Source organism: Helicobacter turcicus, assembly GCF_019711685.1.
In the GTDB taxonomy this organism is placed as follows: domain Bacteria; phylum Campylobacterota; class Campylobacteria; order Campylobacterales; family Helicobacteraceae; genus Helicobacter_D; species Helicobacter_D turcicus.
On record NZ_JAIGYQ010000008.1, the window covers coordinates 1 to 18,944 of the forward strand.

Genomic DNA, 18,944 nt, shown 5'->3' on the forward strand with positions numbered 1-18,944 from the left:
TAACACAAGATAATGTTAATGTTGCAAACCATACAAATGCCATTTCTACACAAGTTAATAAGATTGCTGATGATATTTTAGGAGATGTGAATAAGAAGAAGTTTTAGGGGTTAGGGGTTGGATTTGGTTGGGGGTATGCGATTCTCGCATACTTTTTCTCCGTAGTCTTACTCTCCTTGTGATTTAATAAAATTGACACTAATTAATAGAATGGATTTAACTCTTTAAAAATTTGAGGCATTTTGTTAAGATTTTATAAAAATAAGGATAGAGATGAAAACAAAGCTTGCAAAACGGATTATTCCTTGTCTTGATATTAAAGATGGACGTGTGGTGAAGGGTGTGAATTTTCTAGGTTTGCAAGACGCAGGGGACCCCATAGAGGTGGCAAAACGTTATAATGATGAGGGGGCAGATGAGATTACATTCTTAGATATTACTGCAACCATTCAAGCGCGTAAAACCACCGCACAAATGGTCGCACAAGTCGCAAAAGAAATTTTTATTCCCCTAACAGTTGGTGGTGGTATTGCAAGTTTGGACAATATGTATGATTTGCTCAACGCGGGTTGCGATAAAATCAGTTTGAATTCTGCTGCAATTAAGAATCCCAACTTAATCACACAAGGGGCAAAACGTTTTGGTTCGCAGTGTATTGTAGTGGCAATGGACGCAAGGCGAAATCTAAGTGGGGGTTGGGAGATTTATACACATGGAGGGCGGAATCCCACAGGAATTGACTTATTAGAGTGGGCAAAAGAAGTGTATGATAGAGGGGCAGGAGAGATATTATTAACAAGTATGGATTGTGATGGGACAAAAAGTGGCTACGATTTAGAGCAGTTGCGTGCAGTTTCAAGTAGCGTTGGGATTCCGTTGATTGCAAGCGGGGGAGCTGGGAGTATGCAACATATTTTAGAAGCTTTTGAAAACGGAGCAGATGCGGCACTTGCTGCTTCAATTTTTCACTATCAAGAAATTAGTATTAAAGATTTAAAGAAATTTTTAAAAGAACATGGAATTCCCGTTAGAATTTAATTTGGATTCTAATTTTTGAAATTTGGTTTTAGCTAGGGTTTTTATATGCATCAAATGTTAAATAAGCTCTCTTAATCTTAAAAGAAAGTCCTGAAGAAAAAGGAATTTTTGTGTTAGCAAACTCTTAATGCGCTTGTTTTGGGGGTTTAAAAAAGGACTCTAGTAAAATCTAAATGGAATCTAAAATGCTTAGGATTCCTTTTTTGGTCGCTTTTCTTCAATCCAATTTATAAGTGTTGGGTCAAAATCTTGATACGACCTTAAACGGAAGAAATCGCCCTCTTTTTCCACTTCAAAAAGTTTAGCTGGAGCACTTTGGCTAAGCAATGCCTTTAGTGTTTCTTCATGCTTTCCTGTATAGGTTTTAAATTTTACCATAGTCTCTGGTTCTGAAATCTCACCGCGGATAATCATTTTTGTGAAAAGCGCACCCTCATCAATACCTTTTAAGCGCACTTCGTTAGTATAGTAAAGATTAATAATATCTCTGTATTCTAAAAGTAAGTGTTTGTATTGTTCAAGGGCTTTTTCGTATTGATCCACGATACATTGTAAATTTTTAGGAAGCTTTTCGTTTGGTTTTTCTTCTGCATCGTGCTGGATTTTGTGTGCTTTTCCTTGACTTGCAAGCAAATAGGCATAGACTTCATCCATCTGTTTTTTTAGATGACGAAGGCGAATTTTGATTTGGTCAGATAACATCATATATTCTATGCGGTCGCGTCTTGTAAAAGCAAATTTTGCTGGGTTTAGCTCAAAAGTATTATGTTCTCCTAAAATATTATCCACAACAAGACTAAAACGTGGATAGATTTCATTGTAAGAGCGCACATCTTTGATGTAGATATAATCTGCAATGATTTTTCCGCCTAGTGTGCTGTTGATGTAGGCAACTTTTGCTTCCACCATTCCTTTCTCTAGAACATCAATAACCACAGTGTGCGCCTTAATCTCGCCTCGGTGAGAGCCAATAAAAGCAATATCGGTCTGGATTTTTGCATTGCTGTGAGTTTGTCCATCAATGCTTAGGGATTCTTTTTGGGTTAGTGTGGGTTTGCTAGATTCTGTTTTTGTGGTGTTTAGCTCATCACTTATGGTGTAGCAAAAAGGTTTAGTTTCTTTTAGGAATCCGTCTTTTGCGGCTTGGTATTTGATAATATTAGAATCACTTCTTGCGCGAATACTAGAATCTGTTTGGATAACATTTGCCATAATGGTTTTAATGGGGATAAACTCGCCTTTTAGATTGCGTCCAATCTGCCCATTAATAGGTTTAGTGTAAGTAAAAATCTCATCGCCCTTATTTACAGCCTGCATACATACGCGCGGCTGAAAAGAGCCTATGGGTTGTTGTACAGGGTCGTTTTGGAGTGTGAAGAAGCACTCTAGCACACCATCTTTTCCCTCTATGCTTTCTACGCCAACACCAATATTTAAGGTGATTTTTGGAACAATCTTGCCCTGCTTTAGTGCAAAAATAAAGGCATCAATTTGTTGAGAAAGCTTGCTGTATTCACGGATTCCAATGAGGTAATTTTGCAAAATCATTGTTTTGTAAAGCTCTTGGTAAATTTCTTCTTTGATAGAATCGTGGTATTTGATTGCATCGTTGCATAAAAGCACTGCGCGCAAAATCGTATTTTCATGGGGAAAGAGCTTGAAGCCAAAGGTGCGCTTTGGTTTTTGGGATTTCTTGCACACTTCAATGCTATATACTTGTTTAATGTCAATGTTAGCAATGAAGTTTGCGTTTTTAGCAAAAACACTCACATCACTAATGGGTTTATATTTATTCTCACCTTTTTTGCTGTAAAATGTGCGGAATCCTAAAAGATAAAAGTCAATTTCCTCGCCAACTTTTTTTTGAAGTTGTAAAAGCGTGTTGCGTAAATTTGTAATATCATTAAAAACTTTAAATCCACGGGATTGAAACTGCATTACAGATTCCTAAAATTGTTTGAAATATTGTTTAGCTAGGGCTTCAAAATTATCCTCATCATCTAACCCTAAATCCCTATAAATGAGAGGTTGTTTGCAAGTTTTGCAACGTATAAAAGTGCCTTCTTCTTGCATAATCTTATGCAAGGAATCACACACTTGAAATTCCTTTAAATGACAAAGGCAAATGTATTTGTGTGTAGGTTCATTTTCCACATCACAGCGCTCCGCTAGTATTTTTGTTCTTTGTTCTAGGCTATATGGAATCTCTTTGATGTCATGGAGGCGGTTGCGGTAGCTTTCAATTTGTTTATCTTCCACTAAAATATGGTCAATTAGCCAATTTTTCAAGCAACCATAAAATTCTTGTGCGCAATTATCCACATCCTCTAATTCCATCATTAGCATTGAAATGTTAGAAACAAGCTCTCTATGTAGAGTTTTGTGCTTGCTTAAAAAGGGATAGCCAATGTGTTGCATGTAGGTTTCTTCTGCTTTAAAATGTTCTTGCGCACTACTAGTAGCGTCATTCATTTGCTTTTCAAGCTTTTGGAGCTTGTCTGCACCAGAATATTTTGTAAGTTCTAGCGCGTCGGCAATTTGCTGCATAAATTTCTTGTGTTGTTCGTCTAAATGTTGATTTTTAATGCTAAATTCTTCACTCCACTCTAACACGGCTTCCCTACCTTAAAAGAATTCCATTACAAATTATACAAATTAAATTTGCAATTATAATACCTTATGCTTTAAAGTTAGTTTTAGAATAGAAAATTTATTTTATGTGTCCTTATTGGATATAATGCAAAATTTAAAACTTCAAGGAATTGCAATGCGCTTACAAGACCAACTGCAAAGAACACACGCAACAAAAGGGATTCTATCTACTATTCCGCATAGAGTGCGTATAGAGTTTTTATGTAGATGTGCGGATATTTTATTAGCAATGGAATCCAAAATTCTTAAAAGTAATGCAAAAGACTTAGAGCTTGCTAGGAATCTAAATTTGAGCACTTCAATGTTAGAACGTTTGGAGTTAAATCCTAAAAAACTAGAAAATATGGCAGAATCGCTAAGGCAGATTGCAGAATTTCCTGACCCTTTAAATAAGATTTTAAGCGGATTTAGCAACTATTGTGGATTAAAGATTGAGAAAGTGAGTGTGCCTTTGGGGGTTGTAGCGGTGATTTATGAATCACGACCTAATGTAACAAGTGATGTTGTAGCACTTTGTTTTAAAAGTGGCAATGCTTGTGTATTAAAAGGTGGCAAAGAAGCACAAAATAGCAATGAAGCAATTATGGAAGTCTTTTATGAAGCTTTAAATGCGTTTAATCTACCAAAAGATTCTATGGTGCTATTGCCCGCAATGAAAGATAGAGAGGAATTAAAGGAGATTTTAGGTGCTAAGGGGTTGATTGACTTAGTGATTCCACGCGGTGGAGAAGGGTTGATTAACTTTGTGAGTGAAAATGCAAAGATTCCTGTTATTAAGCAAGATAAGGGTGTGTGCCATATCTTTGCGCATCACACTTGCAAGGTAGAATCTGCAATTTCTGTGATTGTTAATGCAAAAACTTCACGTCCTAGTGTGTGTAATGCGTGTGAAACACTGCTTGTAGATTCTGTTTTTGCTAGGGAGTTTCTGCCCCTTGTGGCAAAGGCATTGTGTGAAAAAGGCACACTTTTAAAAGGGTGTGCTAAGAGTTGTGTGCTTTTAGCAGAAAGTGGAATTGCTTGTGTGGAGATTCCCTTCAGTGAGTATCATAGAGAATACGGAGAGAATATTTTAAATTTGCGTGTTGTAGAGGGTTTGCAAGGTGCATTGGAGCATATTAGCATTTTTAGCAGTGGGCATAGTGAGGCAATTTTAAGTGAGGATTATAGTGTGATTGAAGAATTTTTAAATGCAGTAGATTGTGCTTGTGTGTATGCAAATGCCTCTACACGTTTTAGTGATGGAGGGGAGTTTGGCTATGGAGCTGAAGTTGGAATCTCAACTGCAAAAATCCACGCACGCGGTCCTATGGGCGTGGAATCACTAACAAGTTATAAATACAAAATCCGCGGAGATTATCAAACACGCTAGAAACAACTTGAAAATTTTGGGATAACGATTCTACTATTTTAAGTTGTCGTGTGCGTGATTGGTGTTTTTCTAAAATGGAATCTCCTTATGCTTTTGTTAGCTTTCATTTATTCTCCCCACTGAGCCTCGACAACTAAAGTAAAACAAACTCTTAAAGAAAAAACGGATTCTAGCTAGTGGTGTGAGATTACTTGTAGAATCAAGGGCGGAGCTGTTGCTAAGTTCTAGCTAATGCGGAATTTGTAAGAGATTTCATTGCGTTAGTCAAGTTAAGCTAGTTTTCGAGATTTATTTGCGTGGAATCTAAAAATATTTAAGTTCTAGCAAGGGTGTGCTTTAAATTTCTGAAAGATTATAAGAATGTTTGGGGATTTTTGTGTGATATGAAATCTTTAAACACAAAGAAAACTCTCCTTTAGTATCTGCATAGATTTTATCATCAATCTAAGGCTTAAAATCTACAATAGTGTAAAATGCGGATTTTTCAAAGCTTGATTTAAAATTTCATGCGTGAGAAAAGATTAAATTTTTGCGCATTCGTGTTATAAATAATACTTGTTTAAAAAACACTCGCGTATTTAATGTAGTTTTCATTGGCATTCAAAAGAATGGGATATTTGCATAGGTTATCCTTAAGAAATAGGGGAATCATTTTTTGCTTATATGGTCCTTTTTTATCTTTAATAATTTAAAAGGAAGCATAAAAACAAGGGGGATATTATAAGGGTTTTTAAATGTTTTAGTAACACATAATCCTAATTTATAAGCTAAATGGGATTTTAATTTTTGTGCTTCCTTATAATCTGGATAGCTTTGTATTGCCTGAAATTTTGGAGTTCTAAAACCAGTTTTCTCTAAATGCCGTTTGAGTCTTAATTGTTCTTTTTTGTGTTGTATTGCAATTTTTGAGAGGATAAATGGAAGTTTTATGATTCCACTAACATTGTAATTTCTAATGATTGCAGCCCCTAATTTATAGTTTAAATAATTATAAACTCTATTTTTTGCATAAGATCCTTTATTGAGAGCTTCTTTTGAATTTTTTTGAACTAAATCTCGTATTTTGTTAAAAAAGTCAATGCAGGATTGGAGTTGTATACTATCTAGCTTCGTAGTTTTTATATCCTTGTCTAATGCATCTTGAAAATTTGGCAAATAAGACACATGGTATTTAGAGTCAATGGGACATTGGAGTCTGCTAGGAACTATAATAAGCTGGTTTAATATGCACCAGTTAGTTAAGAGGTCATGGATTCCTCCTGTTAGAAACATAGTTTTGAAAAATTTAAGATTTTGTTTTTTGTCAAAATTATACAAATCCATAAAAGATAACATTGCGTTTCTATGCCCATAAAATTCTAGACTACTAAAACCGCCATCAAATAATTTAGAAGCTATCTCATTTTTTCGTATTTTGAAAAGCTCACATCTTGTGAAATTTCTTGGCGGTTCCTGATCGGCTCTTAAGTTAATAATATAATCGTATTTAAACTGAAACTTATTTTCGTGCTCTAGAATCATTTTGCGCCCTTGAGCTAATAAGAAATATTCCTTATTGGTATTTCTAAAATAGGTTTCCAAATGAGTTTCTTTAGCATGCTTTGAAGGATATAAAACTTGTTGCATGTGTTTATGCAAGGTTTTTTCAAATTTTTTATCATCATTGAGATTTACGCCTTTAACGTTTTGGAATCTTACAAATTCATTTGGAAATAAAGGCTCACTAATTTCATTGTCTAAGACTTTAAAAACATTAGGAAAGTGTGCAAAGAGCTTAGTTTTGTGGTTGATAAAATCTGGACAATCATTGATAAGAGAGGGATAATTTCTATGGACAAAATTTCCAGCAGCACCTGCAAATCCGTGATAGCAAAAAGTTTTATTCCAAGTAGAGACAAAAATATCTGCCTCTAAACTCTGCGCTAAATCCAAAACACCTTTAAAGCAGTGTTGATAATACCCTCTAAAAGCCCCTCTTAAACAAATGGCAACTTTTATTTTGTCATTGTTATAATAATTATTGTAGATTTGTATAAGCCTATGAAAGTATTTTTGCGCTCCTGCGCAATTAGTAAATTTTGAATGTAAAAGTTGCAAAATTCTGTTTCTTGAACGTCGAAAATAAGTCCATTCTCTTAATTCTTCAAAATAATTAAAAATTTCTGTAAAGGTATAAATGAGAGAGGTTCTATTAAAGTTATTAAAATCTAAGAATGCAGAATTTAGAAATGCAACTGCCTCGTCAATGCTTAAGTTCTTTTCTCTTATTTTTGTGTTGATAGTGTGAATTTTTAATATTCTTTTTGGTATGGCGGTAAATTTAGGATTTTTATCAAGAGTCTCTAGCTTTGCAAAAAGAAGTTCCTTAATGAGAGAAACATGTATCCTGCCCCCCCCCCCACTTTCATTGAAATCTATAAAGGTAATGTTTTGAGATTCTAAAAAACATAGTAACCTTTCAAATAAAGCACATTCAAAAAGCATACTACAAAATACCTGAGGATATTTGTTTTGACATAAATCAAGTGCTGTTTGAATATCAAAATCATTGATAAATTTGTAGATTTCTTTCAATGGGATTCCTTTTGCATTCTTAAATCTTTACTTCTTTTTCTTCTCTTTTTTGTTTTTATTTTTCTCTTTTTCGCCTATCTTGCTATTTGTATCGCTTGAAAACATTTTAACGCTAGAATAATACGACACAATTCCCGGGTCTGCTAACAAACATACATTTTCAGCATCTTTGTCTTCATAGTCAATTTTGGATAGTAAGATTCTAGCAAGATTGATTCTTGCGCGTTTTTTGTCGTTAGAATCTACAATCAACCACGGAGCAAAGGGCGTATGTGTGCGTGAAAACATTTTTTCAAAAGCCTCTGTGTATTCGTCCCATAAGTTTAAAGACAATTCATCAATAGGACTTAATTTCCAACGTTTTAGAGGCTCATCCTTGCGACTCTCAATACGTTTTCTTTGCTCTTCACGTCCTACATCTAAAAAAAACTTAAAGAGAATATAGCCACTCTCAATGAGCATTTGTTCTAAGTGTGAAACTTGAATGATGAACTCTTTGTATTGTTCGTTTGTGCAGAAATCCATAACCTTTTCTACGCCTGCGCGGTTATACCAACTGCGGTCAAAAAAGACGATTTCTCCACCATTTGGAAGCTCATCAATATAGCGTTGAAAATACCATTGTGTTTTCTCTACATCACTTGGCTTTTGCAGAGCAACTACACGCGCCCCGCGTGGGTTTAAATGTTCCCTTAGTGCCTTAATCGTTCCCCCTTTTCCTGCTGCATCACGTCCCTCCAAAATAATGATGATTTTTTTCTGGTATTTTTTGACCCAATTTTGCAACTTGATTAACTCAATTTGCAACTTTACAATTTCTTTTTCATAGAACTTTTTATTGATTTTTCCCTTGTCGTTATAAACCTCACCCGGTTTTTCATCTTCTGGACGCACTACCAAAGTTTTACTCATAATTTCCTCCCAAAATTAGCTTAAAATGGTTAAAATTATGCCATTACTTAAGCATTAAAATCAATAAAAAGGCAAAAATTGAAGACTTTAATTTGTATAGGTGAGAATTATCGGGACTTTGCACCCTTAAATCAATATGCACAAAATACTGCTAGAGTGATGTTTGGAACTTTAGATTCTCTATTTTTTGTGTGCAAGTTTGATAATATTAGGAATACATTAAAAACATATAGGCAGTGTCTAGTGGTCGCTCCAAAGGCAATTTTTGGGGAGATTTTAAAAGCATTTGGCAACAAGAGTGTCAATGTGGAATCTATCAATATAAATGCAATGTGTGTGAAAAATGCGGAATTGCAAATGTATTTGTTGGATTTACAAAGTGCTACGCAAGAGGAATTAACGCAGGTTTTTAGCGCACATGGAGTCGTAGAATCTTTTGGAGATGCGAAATCTCTATTGTATCTTTATCCCTTAGGTATTGATGCGACATCTTTACAAATGTTACTAGGTGGAATTACAGAGGAATTTGGCGTAAATGTGAATGTGCTAAATGCAGAATCGCATTTGGATATTTTAAGTGCGCAGGGCGGAGATTTACAAAGTTTCAAAGAAGCGGTAAAAGTGGCATTTGGAGAGAAGGTATTTTTAACATTTGATTTAGCAAGAAGTGTGATTGAGCTTTTAGAAGGGCGGAATCTTAAAATTACTAGTGCTGAGAGTTGCACAGGGGGGTTAATTGCTACCACACTAACGCGTAAAAGTGGTGCAAGTGTAGTTTTTGATGGTGCTGTGATTAGCTATGCAAATGCAATTAAAGAAACGTGGTTAGGTGTAAGTGCGGAGAATTTGGCGAGTTTTGGGGCAGTGAGTGAGGCAGTGGTACGTGATATGCTTGATGGCGCACTTAAACTCTCAAAAGCACATTTTGCTCTTGCGACAAGTGGTGTTGCAGGACCTAGTGGAGGGAGTGTTAGTAAGCCTGTTGGCACTGTGTATATTGGAGCAAAAAGCATTGAAGGGGTGGAAATCATTGAGCGGTTGCAATTTAGGGGTAATAGGAACTTTATCCAAGAGCAAGCAACCCTGTATGCGTATCTGTTGTTCCTAAAGATTTTTTTCAAAAACTATTGACTTTTATACCTTAAATCTATATAATTTTACTCTTTTTTGAAGACCCGCTAGCTCAGTTGGTAGAGCAATTCCCTTTTAAGGAATGGGCCGTTGGTTCGAATCCAACGCGGGTCACCACTCAAATAAAAGTGGCTCCTTCATCTAGCGGTTAGGATACCACCCTTTCACGGTGGCTACAGGGGTTCGAGTCCCCTAGGAGTCACCACTTTTATTTTTGTTTAAATCTTAAATTGGTCGCTTAGCTCAGTTGGTAGAGCGCCACCCTTACAAGGTGGATGTCATAAGTTCGAGTCTTATAGCGACCACCACTTTTGGAGCGGTAGTTCAGTTGGTTAGAATACCTGCCTGTCACGCAGGGGGTCGCGGGTTCGAGCCCCGTCCGCTCCGCCACTTTTCTATCAATCAGTAGTTACAAATTTTGAATTTTTTAAAGTAGCTTTTAAATAATCTTGCTTTTTGATAAATCTATGATAATTTTGTATTCATATGGAAGAATCGGAACAGACGATACTGCGCAGAGGTCCGCATAATTTCTACTCGTTTTCTCTCTTGTAAATAAAAGGTTTTTGCGAAGTTCTTCTCTGATTTCTATGTAGAGAAAAATATCAGCTTTCTCAAGACGTTGTATGCTAGAGCCTATGCAGAATATGATTTTGACATAAGGGGGTAAAAATTTCAAAAAAATATTTAAATTGTCTCTGTTATTGGGATATTTTGGAGTAAATTTTATTTTTGGGCGGGCTACAAATAGATTTAAGCTCATTACATTGTCATCAATAACGGCTATTTCATAAGGCTGGAATCTTGCCCCCCCCCCCATTACATTTTAAGCCATTTTTGCGAATGTAGCCTCCAAGAGTGCTTTTCCCGACACCAGGTAACCCACTAAGAGCAACAAAAATTCTTTTCTTATTTTTAAGGGCGCGTACGCAGGTGTGCGCAATGTGCTCTAGAATTAGCGGGCTAAATTGGTTTTTACTTTTGTGCATTATTAAATTAGTTTTTGTTTTTATCGACAAGTTTTCCAGCACCTATCCAAGGCATCATTGCCCTTAAACGTTCGCCAACTTTTTCAATGGGATGGTTTGCTAGGTTTTTGCGCTCTGCGTTCATTCTAGCATAGCCTGCTTTGCGTTCTAAAATGAAGTCTTTTGCAAAGCGCCCTTCTTGAATGTCCTTTAGTATTGCTTGCATTGCCTTTTTGGATTCTGCGTTAATCACGCGCGGACCACTCACCATGTCGCCGTATTCTGCAGTATTTGAAATGGAGTAGCGCATATCTGCTAGCCCACCTTGATACATTAAATCTACAATAAGTTTTAATTCATGTAAACATTCAAAATACGCCATTTCTTCAGGATAACCAGCCTCCACTAAAGTTTCAAATCCTGCTTTTACAAGACTGCTTACACCTCCGCATAGCACCGCTTGTTCGCCAAATAAATCGGTTTCTGTTTCGTCTTTAAAAGTTGTTTCAATAATTCCACTGCGTCCCCCACCAATAGCACTTGCATAACTCAATGCAATAGCCTTTGCATCGCCTCTGCTTGTGTCTTGTTCTACTGCAATTAAATCAGGGATTCCGCCACCACGTACAAACTCACTCCTAACAGTGTGTCCGGGAGCTTTAGGGGCGACCATAATAACTCCCACACCTTTTGGAGCTTTGATTTGTCCAAAGTGAATGTTAAATCCATGCCCAAATGCAATGATTTTATCTTCTGCTAGATAGGGTGCAATGTCGCGCTCAAATACATCTGCTTGGAGTTCATCAGGAATTAGAATCATAATCAAATCTGCCCATTTTGTCGCCTCACTCACTTCTAGGACTTTGAAGTTTTTAGCTTCTGCTTTGGACCAACTTTTGCCACCTTTATAAAGTCCAATCACTACTTCAACGCCAGAATCACGTAGGTTCTCTGCGTGTGCGTGTCCTTGCGAACCAAAGCCGATAATAGCCACTCTCTTGCTTTTAATAAGTCCCAAATCACAATCTTTGTCGTAAAATACTTTTAATGCCATAGTGAACACCTTGTTTAAGTAAAATGTAAGATTTAAGATTATAATGCATTTTTCCTTAGCGCATACTTTGCTTTTGGGATTCCATATTCAAAATCTCTGGAGTGTGAAAAATGTTCAAAAAATGCTAGAATACGCGTTTTAAAATGATTTGCAAGGATTGTGGAATGTTTGAACGCATTGATGGAATTTTGCGCGAGATTGAAGAGGCGCAAGCAGAGATTCAGCTACTTTTAGGATTGGCGAAAATTTCTTTTGTGGATTACATTATGATAAAGCGCGGTGCGCAAGATATTCCAGAAGAGCTTGGGGCGTGGAATATTCAGCAAATTGACAATGAGGTTTCACGTTTAAGAGATGCAATTGATACGCTTAATAAAATCAAAAAGGAAGTGTTGGTTTGGTAACCCAAATATATGGAATCCTAAAATGATTCTAGGGCTAAAAAGAATGCGTGCAAAATTGCATTCTTTTTAGATTTTAAATTTTTTAGTTTGGAATCTAAAAAGGCAATTTTGGATTCTATTTCTAGCAGTGTTGATGTTTTTGTTGTTTTTAAAGGGCATAGGATTACATTTATTCTGCTTTATTAGCATAAATAGGCGCATTTTTCTAATTTTAGTTATTCCATAGAGTAGAGTGTTTTTAAGTTTTATAGGGAGTGATAGAAGGTGGGCTTTTGCAATTTAATTGCACTTAATTAGAGTAAGGTAAAACAAAATCTATGCAAGTATTATGCCTTTGTAAAATGTAGTGGGAGTTGAGGTAAAAAACCTTGACCTTTGAAATTTTAGAAGTCAAGGCTTAGACCCAATATTGATAGACTAAACAAAAGAAACCATAGGGATAATTGTAGGGTATTTTTTTGTCTTTTTAAACATGAGTTTTCTTAAAGCATTTCTTAACTCGGCTTCCATAGCTTTTTGGCTGTTGTAAAGCTCTTTTTTGCAGTTTTTGCTAAAGAGAGTAAAAAACTCTTCAATTTCTTTGTTAAATACCTGTGTTTCCTTATTTGCAATGACTCCCATTGTTTGGACGCGCGGTTTACCAATCACGGAATTTTTCTCTTTATTGAGCTCCACAAAAACAATTAGGATTCCATTTTCTGCGAGATTTTGACGCTCTAAAATCACATCATTAGCAATGGTTGTATTTACTTGATTGTCAATGTAAGTTTTGCCTGTTTTCACGCTACGCACTTTGCGCAAGTAGTTGTGTGCAATCTCTATTTGGTCGCCATCTTCCATAAGGTAAATGTTGCGTTCATCTACACCGCAGGAAATTGCTGTCTCCTTATGACGTAAGATGTGGTTATATTCGCCATGGACGGGCAAGAAAAACTTTGGCTTTACAAGGCGGAGCATGAGCTTTTGCTCTTCTTGGGCAGCATGTCCGCTTGTGTGAATCTCGCTAAAGTCTTGGTAATATACCTTTGCTCCTGCTTTGTTTAGAAAGTTTAGAATATTAGATACAGAGCCTTCATTGCCCGGAATCGCTTTTGCAGATAAAATAATCGTATCGCTAGGCTTAATCTTGATGTGGCGATGTTCATCTGTTGCCATACGATAAAGAGCACTCATTGTCTCTCCTTGAGAGCCTGTTGTTACAATTAGCACTTCTTCATCAGCGTATTTTGCTACTTCATGTGCTTCAATAAAAATATTTTGTGGAAGTTCAATATAGCCTAAAGTTCTAGCAATTTCTAGATTTTTCTCCATTGAGCGCCCAATAACTGCGACTTTGCGATTATATTTGATTCCATGTTGAATGGCTTGATACACGCGGTGGATATTAGAGCTAAAGGTGCTCATAATCACACGCCCTTTTGCACGTGAGAAAAGCAAGTCAAATGCAGGTCCAACACTTGCTTCGCTTGGTGTGTAGCCGGGTTTATGAGAGTTTGTGGAATCACTAAGAAGTAATAAAATGCCTTGTTCGCCATAATATGCGATTCTATTTAAATCTGTTGGATAACCATCAATTGGTGTGTGGTCAATCTTAAAGTCTCCTGTGTGAAAAATAAGCCCAGCTTCTGTTTTAATTGCAAGTGCGCTAGAATCTACAATAGAATGCGTGATGTGAATCCATTCAATTTCAAATTCTCCGATTCTAATGGGCTTACGCTTTTCTACTGCACGGAAAAGAGAGCGGAATTTTTTAAGTCCATGTTCGTCAAATTTAGAGCCAATAAGCCCTAATGGCAAGGCTGTTCCATAGATTGGGAATTGGTATTTTTTAAATAGATAGGGCATTGCGCCAATATGATCTTCATGGGCGTGTGTGATGATAATGCCCGCAATTTTGTCTTTAATAACTTCAAGATAGCTAAAATCTGGCACTAAAATATCCACGCCATGCATACTCTCATCTGGGAAGCTCATTCCTGCATCAATTATGATTGCAGAATTTTGCGTTTCAATCACCGTCATATTGCCACCAATCTCCCCTAAGCCACCAATTGGAGTGATGCGCACTTTCGCATTTGCATTAAATTCAATCTTAGAATGTGGAGTAAGTGCATCCTCGTGAATTTTTGCATTAAGCTCCACAGCTTTGCGAAGTTCAAGGTTTGAAGCCTGTGTAGTAGCACTTGTGAAGTTTTTGTTGTGGTATTTTTGGTGATTTTCACGCGTGTTTGTGCTAACTTTTTCTTGGTCTTTTTTGAAACGAGGGTTGTGCAGGTTGCGATTTTGTGGTTTTTGTCCTTGTTTTTGGTTTTGGTTTTGTCTCTCGCTTCTTTTATGTCCTTCTTTTTGCGATTCTATCTTTTGAGAATCCACTTTGTCTTTGCGAGGTTTAAAACGACGTTTGTTTGGATCGTGGTTTTCTTTGTTTGGTTGTGTCGGGTTTGTTTGTTCTTCCATTTGTTCCGCCTTTTTATAAAATTTTCAAAAGTCGGTGATAATTTGGCGTATCAATCTCGTGAGGTCGTTTGCTAGGCGTAATTTGTAAAGATTCTAAAGCGTCTATAATGGCTTGTTTTGGATAGGCTTTGCTTAGGTTATTTAGAATCGTTTTTCTAGGTGCGCTAAAGGCAACTTTTAGTAGAGATTCTAAATATTCTAAGTCCCTAAAATTGGGTGGATTTGCTACCTTTTGGAGTAAAAACACCGAAGAGGTAACTTTAGGTGGTGGCACAAAGGCACTAGGCGGCACATCAAAGAGCAGTGTTGCCTCTCCTACGCTTTGTGCTAAGACACTTAATGCGCTAAAGTCACTTTCTCCACATTGTGCGCAAAATTTTTGCGCAACTTCTTTTTGTGTCATCACGACACAGCCTTTAGATAGCGGGTCTTTGATAGTTTTTATCACAAGTAAAGTTGCAATATAATAAGGCAAATTTGACACAAGAAAATAAGCTCTATTGTGCAGACTCTCGCCTTTCCAAAACTCCAAGACATCGCCAATTACAAGGCTTAAACGCCCATATTCTAATGCGTCTTTAAAACGCTCTTGCAAACAAGGAATCAATTCCTTATCAACTTCATAAGCAGTGATATTCCCTAAGCCTAATAGCTTATTTGTTAGATCACCTAACCCAGCCCCAATTTCAATGAGTTCTATATCTGTGTTTTGTTTGGGAATGGATTGGATGATCGCATTTAAGACATTTTCATCTTCTAGGAAGTTTTGCCCAAAATGCTTTTTTGCTAAACTTTGCTTCGTTGTTACAGCTTTTATATCTTTATATATTGCGACACCCTTAAAAATTGCTAATTGTAACACAAAAACATTAAATTTAGCATTTTTGGATAAAACCACTTGGTAAAATGCAGATTTTAACACTTTTACCGCTTTTATTAAAAAGCTCTAAGGACACAATTCCTGTTGGTGTTGTTGGCTTTTTATAGGGATTTTTGCAAAGTAAGAATCCTTTTTCATCAAATAAAATTCTAGCTGCATTATCCTCTCCACAACCACCAGAGGCTTTGACATTTTGGATTCCAAAACGTTGCGTGATAGCTAAATCACCACTTCTTAGTGGATTTGCAAACTTTGAGTTATCATTATTATAGACATTTAAGTATTTGTTATCTAGCAAATCTCTAGCGATTTCTTGTCTATCACGTGGGCGATCATCAAGGTTTTTGGTGCGCACTGCACGCGCAGAATCGCTAAAAATATAGTAAGCATAGCCGATATCTTGTAAATAGGAAAACTGCATTCTCCACAAGCTCTCCCTCCAACGTGTGCGCTCTTGTTTGCAATTATCACTTTGACAAAAAGCACTTTGAGTAATCTGCTTAGCATTATTTAGGCTTAAAAAGCGCGTATAGTTCAGATGAGAGATGATTTGATTTTGAGCTAAGTGGAGTTTGGAATCTGGAATCCAAAAGTAACCCAAAGTAGCAAAAATGCTAAGGATTGCTAGGGTTAGAAGTGTTTCAAATAGGCTAAATGCTAAACGTGTCATTTGAGATAAAAAGTGGCAATGTTTTTACCATAATAAGAAATTGGAATTTTTTTTGCCCCACTTGTTGGAGAGGCATAGAGATAAGCACCACCTTTTTGGATTCCATAAAACTTTAAGCGTAATTGCAAAGTTTCATCAGTATTTACAGATGTTACACCTTTTTTGTGTAGTGCGTTTGCGAGTTCTTTAGCAATAAAGTGGCGGTGAGCAAAATGCTCGTTGGAATCTGGAATAAAGACAAAGAGGGGCTTAGATAAAAATAATGTTACACTCACTGCTAAAAGCACTATGAATGTAGCTAAAAAAGGGATTCTGTATCTTGCACGAAATTGTGGTAGGCGCACACGAAGACCAGATAAATAGAGGTTTGTCATTAGCGGAATCCCAAGAAGCAAAAAAGGCGCAAAAAGCTCTATTTGCACTCTTTGACGCAAGGATAAAAGCCAAATAAACATTAGCGCACAAAAGGTAATATACCACATTAGAGGTTTTGTTTTTGCATTAAAATACCGATAGAGTGTGTAGAGGAAATATAAATATAAAAGTGGGGAGAAAATCAACATTAAATGTCCATTTGCATCCAAAAAATAACCCTTAGGATGCCCGCCGATACTAAGTCCAAAAAGATACATATTTAGGGCAAAAAGCAATAAAGAAGCAAAGAGAAGTTTAGTATCCCTTTGGGCGATGGAATAAAATATTAGAGCTAGGAAAAGGAGTGCAAAACTCTCATCAATAAAAGCTAAAGCAATAAGCAAGAAATAAGGAATTTGATTTGTTTTTTGCACGATAATACATAGGAGAAGTGTGAAAAATATCACTATGCCTACATTGCAAACAAGTAGTGCAACAGCATTCACCCCCGGAAGCAAACAAAAGAGCAATGCGGCAAAAAGTGCATCACTTTGACGCTTTAGAAAGTTTTTGGAGAGATAAAAGATTAAAAGTGTGTTACAAAAATGTAAAAGCAAAAATGGTAGGCGTAAGGCAAAGTCATTTTGTCCAAAAAGTTTGGTGCTTAAGCGACTAGCAAAATGTGCAAAATTTTGCGCTTCAAAGAAAATTTGTGCTTCATCATAACTGATACTAAGGGTATTTAATAGCCCAAAGAGTGCCACTAAACTTGCAAGAAGCAGAATGCTAAGCCATACATAGATGCGAATTTGCGATTCCATTAAATCTCTATAAAAGCATAGCTATTTGCTTGGAGTTGCTGGCGGATTTGGGCTTGATGGTCTTTGCCTTTTGTTTCAAGGCTAACGGTTACATTCGCATCGCCAAAGGCAAGGGAGGTGGAGGTTCTATCAAAATCAATTTTCACGATATTTGCTCCAAGTTTTGAGAGTAAATCACTAAGCCCTTGTAAGCTTCCTGGTTTATCAATGAGTGTTACACAAAATTGCATTTTGCGGTGAGAGCGCACTAAACCTTTTTCAATAATATTACCTAGCATTGTAACATCAATATTTCCGCCACTTAAGACTAATCCTAAAGTTTCATTACTTTTAAAATTTATTTTGTGGTGCAAAAGTGCAGCAACAACACTCGCCCCAGCACCCTCTACAACAAGTTTTTGATTCTCAAGCAGATATAAAATCGCATTAGCAATCTCCTCATCATCAACTTTTACAATCTCATCTACGGATTCTAAGATGTAAGAAAAATTTATAGGATTGACATCTCTAACAGCGATTCCATCGGCGATTGTGCGCACGGAATTTGTTTTTTGAATTTCTTTTTGATAAAAGGAGTGATACATTCCTGGAGCCCCCTCTGCAACAACACCGATAATGCGCACATTAGGTAACATTTGCTTATAGGTCGCTGCAATTCCTGCAATTAATCCTCCTCCTCCAACTGGCACAATAATGGTTGTTAGATGACTTTGGTCTTCAATCATTTCTAGGGCAACTGTGCCTTGCCCAGCAATCACTGCATCATCAGCAAAGGGGTGGATAAACTGCAAATCGTGTGTTTTAGCGTATTCTAGGGCATAGGAATAGGCTTCATCATAGTTATTTCCTTTTAAAATCGCTTCTGCACCAAGCTCTTTTACTCCCATTACCTTAAGCAGTGGTGTAGCTTCTGGCATTACAATCACGCCTTTAATCCCAAAATGTTTCGCACTATATGCAACGCCTTGTGCATGGTTTCCCGCACTTGAGGCGATCACTCCTTTTGCACGCTCTTCTTGTGTAAGGGAAGCGATTTTATTAAATGCGCCACGTAGCTTGAAAGAGCCTGTGTTTTGGAGGTTTTCTTGTTTAACATAGACTTTTGTGCCGCTAATTTGGCTAAGTTTTGGAGCAAACGCAAGCTTTGTGTGCTGGATAATCCCGCTTAAACGTGCTTTAGCGTCCATTATCTTAGAGATTGGAATCATTAAAAATCCTTTGGTGTTCAATTTGGATACAAATATCTTCAAAATACACAATTCCAGTCTTTTGTAGTAAATCTTTAGCTTCTTTGTTTTTTAATCCTAGTTGCACCCAAACACATTTTGGGCGATAAGGGAGGTTTAAAACTTCTTGCGCCACGTTAAAGAGTGCTTCACTTTTACGGAATACATTTAAGATGTCAATATCACTCTCTGTATTAAAAGCATCTTGTAGGCTTGTGTATGCTCTCACTCCTAGGATCTCACCGCCTTTTGGGTATATAGGAATGATTTTATATCCCTTAGCTTGTAAGTATTTTGCAACTGCATTGCTAGGTTTGTTTGGGTCTGGAGATAAGCCTAAAATGGCAATTTTCTTAGAAGTTTCTAGTATGTTCTTATGGGTTGCTTGCATAGCGTTGCCTTTTTTGTGGAAAATTGCCACTATTTTAGCA

At 36.7% G+C, this 18,944-nt stretch carries 16 protein-coding genes and 4 tRNA genes; 8 read left to right on the forward strand and 12 right to left on the reverse strand.

What is annotated here, in order from left to right; all coding sequences use genetic code 11:
* Window positions 1-273 precede the first annotated feature (273 nt).
* Window positions 274-1,038 carry an imidazole glycerol phosphate synthase subunit HisF gene (hisF, locus tag K4G57_RS06265; protein WP_221532334.1) on the forward strand — a complete coding sequence of 255 codons (765 nt, stop codon included), beginning with the start codon at window positions 274-276 and terminating at the stop codon, window positions 1,036-1,038.
* Window positions 1,039-1,227: 189 nt separating this feature from the next.
* On the opposite strand, the gene K4G57_RS06270 is transcribed toward hisF, so the two are convergent.
* Together K4G57_RS06270 and K4G57_RS06275 are read right to left on the reverse strand one after the other, a co-directional pair.
* Window positions 1,228-2,976, reverse strand: a complete 1,749-nt coding sequence (locus K4G57_RS06270) for a flagellar assembly protein A (protein ID WP_221532335.1) — start codon at window positions 2,974-2,976, stop codon at window positions 1,228-1,230.
* A 9-nt stretch (window positions 2,977-2,985) separates the two neighbouring features.
* Window positions 2,986-3,651, reverse strand: a complete 666-nt coding sequence (locus tag K4G57_RS06275) for a bacteriohemerythrin (RefSeq protein WP_221532336.1) — start codon at window positions 3,649-3,651, stop codon at window positions 2,986-2,988.
* A gap of 154 nt (window positions 3,652-3,805) precedes the next feature.
* On the opposite strand from K4G57_RS06275, the gene K4G57_RS06280 reads away from it, so the two are divergent.
* Complete coding sequence (locus K4G57_RS06280; RefSeq protein WP_221532337.1) at window positions 3,806-5,062, forward strand: glutamate-5-semialdehyde dehydrogenase; 1,257 nt, start codon at window positions 3,806-3,808, stop codon at window positions 5,060-5,062.
* Between the two features lie 648 nt (window positions 5,063-5,710).
* Here K4G57_RS06280 and K4G57_RS06285 read toward each other — a convergent pair.
* Window positions 5,711-7,636, reverse strand: coding sequence for a hypothetical protein (locus K4G57_RS06285; RefSeq protein WP_221561816.1), 1,926 nt, complete (start codon window positions 7,634-7,636; stop codon window positions 5,711-5,713).
* 27 nt (window positions 7,637-7,663) lie between these two features.
* The gene (gene ppk2, locus K4G57_RS06290) at window positions 7,664-8,548 is read right to left on the reverse strand and encodes a polyphosphate kinase 2 (protein WP_221532340.1); all 885 of its coding nucleotides are present in this window, start codon (window positions 8,546-8,548) and stop codon (window positions 7,664-7,666) included.
* A 78-nt stretch (window positions 8,549-8,626) separates the two neighbouring features.
* On the opposite strand from ppk2, the gene K4G57_RS06295 reads away from it, so the two are divergent.
* The 5 genes from K4G57_RS06295 (at window position 8,627) to K4G57_RS06315 (ending at window position 10,069) form a co-directional block, all read left to right on the forward strand.
* Window positions 8,627-9,679: a CinA family protein gene (locus K4G57_RS06295; RefSeq protein WP_221532341.1), complete on the forward strand. Its 1,053-nt coding sequence runs from the start codon at window positions 8,627-8,629 to the stop codon at window positions 9,677-9,679.
* Window positions 9,680-9,720: 41 nt separating this feature from the next.
* A tRNA-Lys gene (locus tag K4G57_RS06300) sits at window positions 9,721-9,796 on the forward strand.
* A 13-nt stretch (window positions 9,797-9,809) separates the two neighbouring features.
* Window positions 9,810-9,884: transfer RNA gene (locus K4G57_RS06305), tRNA-Glu, on the forward strand.
* Between the two features lie 27 nt (window positions 9,885-9,911).
* Window positions 9,912-9,987, forward strand: a tRNA-Val gene (locus K4G57_RS06310).
* A 5-nt stretch (window positions 9,988-9,992) separates the two neighbouring features.
* Window positions 9,993-10,069, forward strand: a tRNA-Asp gene (locus K4G57_RS06315).
* Between the two features lie 49 nt (window positions 10,070-10,118).
* On the opposite strand, the gene K4G57_RS06320 is transcribed toward K4G57_RS06315, so the two are convergent.
* A complete protein-coding gene (locus K4G57_RS06320) occupies window positions 10,119-10,499 on the reverse strand; it encodes a hypothetical protein (RefSeq protein WP_221561817.1) in 381 nt (126 codons plus the stop codon).
* 176 nt (window positions 10,500-10,675) lie between these two features.
* A complete protein-coding gene (gene ilvC / locus K4G57_RS06325; protein ID WP_221532343.1) occupies window positions 10,676-11,701 on the reverse strand; it encodes a ketol-acid reductoisomerase in 1,026 nt (341 codons plus the stop codon).
* A gap of 164 nt (window positions 11,702-11,865) precedes the next feature.
* On the opposite strand from ilvC, the gene K4G57_RS06330 reads away from it, so the two are divergent.
* Window positions 11,866-12,105, forward strand: coding sequence for a DUF2443 family protein (locus tag K4G57_RS06330; RefSeq protein ID WP_221532344.1), 240 nt, complete (start codon window positions 11,866-11,868; stop codon window positions 12,103-12,105).
* A gap of 417 nt (window positions 12,106-12,522) precedes the next feature.
* Here the strand turns inward: K4G57_RS06330 and K4G57_RS06335 are convergent, their stop codons facing one another.
* The 6 genes from K4G57_RS06335 to K4G57_RS06360 are packed head-to-tail and all read right to left on the reverse strand — an operon-like array spanning window position 12,523 to window position 18,904.
* Window positions 12,523-14,562 (reverse strand): ribonuclease J, encoded by a 2,040-nt coding sequence (locus K4G57_RS06335; RefSeq protein ID WP_221532345.1) that lies wholly within the window; start codon window positions 14,560-14,562, stop codon window positions 12,523-12,525.
* A gap of 13 nt (window positions 14,563-14,575) precedes the next feature.
* Window positions 14,576-15,484: a 16S rRNA (adenine(1518)-N(6)/adenine(1519)-N(6))-dimethyltransferase RsmA gene (rsmA, locus tag K4G57_RS06340; RefSeq protein ID WP_346727939.1), complete on the reverse strand. Its 909-nt coding sequence runs from the start codon at window positions 15,482-15,484 to the stop codon at window positions 14,576-14,578.
* Window positions 15,438-16,112, reverse strand: coding sequence for a pilus assembly FimT family protein (locus tag K4G57_RS06345; RefSeq protein WP_221532346.1), 675 nt, complete (start codon window positions 16,110-16,112; stop codon window positions 15,438-15,440). The genes rsmA and K4G57_RS06345 overlap by 47 nt, the downstream gene beginning before the upstream one ends.
* Entirely contained in the window at window positions 16,109-17,287 is a 1,179-nt protein-coding gene (locus K4G57_RS06350) for a glycosyltransferase family 39 protein (protein ID WP_221532347.1), read from the reverse strand. Before K4G57_RS06350 ends, K4G57_RS06345 begins: the two co-directional genes overlap by 4 nt.
* Window positions 17,287-18,495 carry a threonine ammonia-lyase gene (ilvA, locus tag K4G57_RS06355; RefSeq protein ID WP_221532348.1) on the reverse strand — a complete coding sequence of 403 codons (1,209 nt, stop codon included), beginning with the start codon at window positions 18,493-18,495 and terminating at the stop codon, window positions 17,287-17,289. The genes K4G57_RS06350 and ilvA overlap by 1 nt, the downstream gene beginning before the upstream one ends.
* Window positions 18,479-18,904, reverse strand: a complete 426-nt coding sequence (locus K4G57_RS06360) for a CoA-binding protein (RefSeq protein WP_221532349.1) — start codon at window positions 18,902-18,904, stop codon at window positions 18,479-18,481. Before K4G57_RS06360 ends, ilvA begins: the two co-directional genes overlap by 17 nt.
* Window positions 18,905-18,944: the final 40 nt, after the last annotated feature.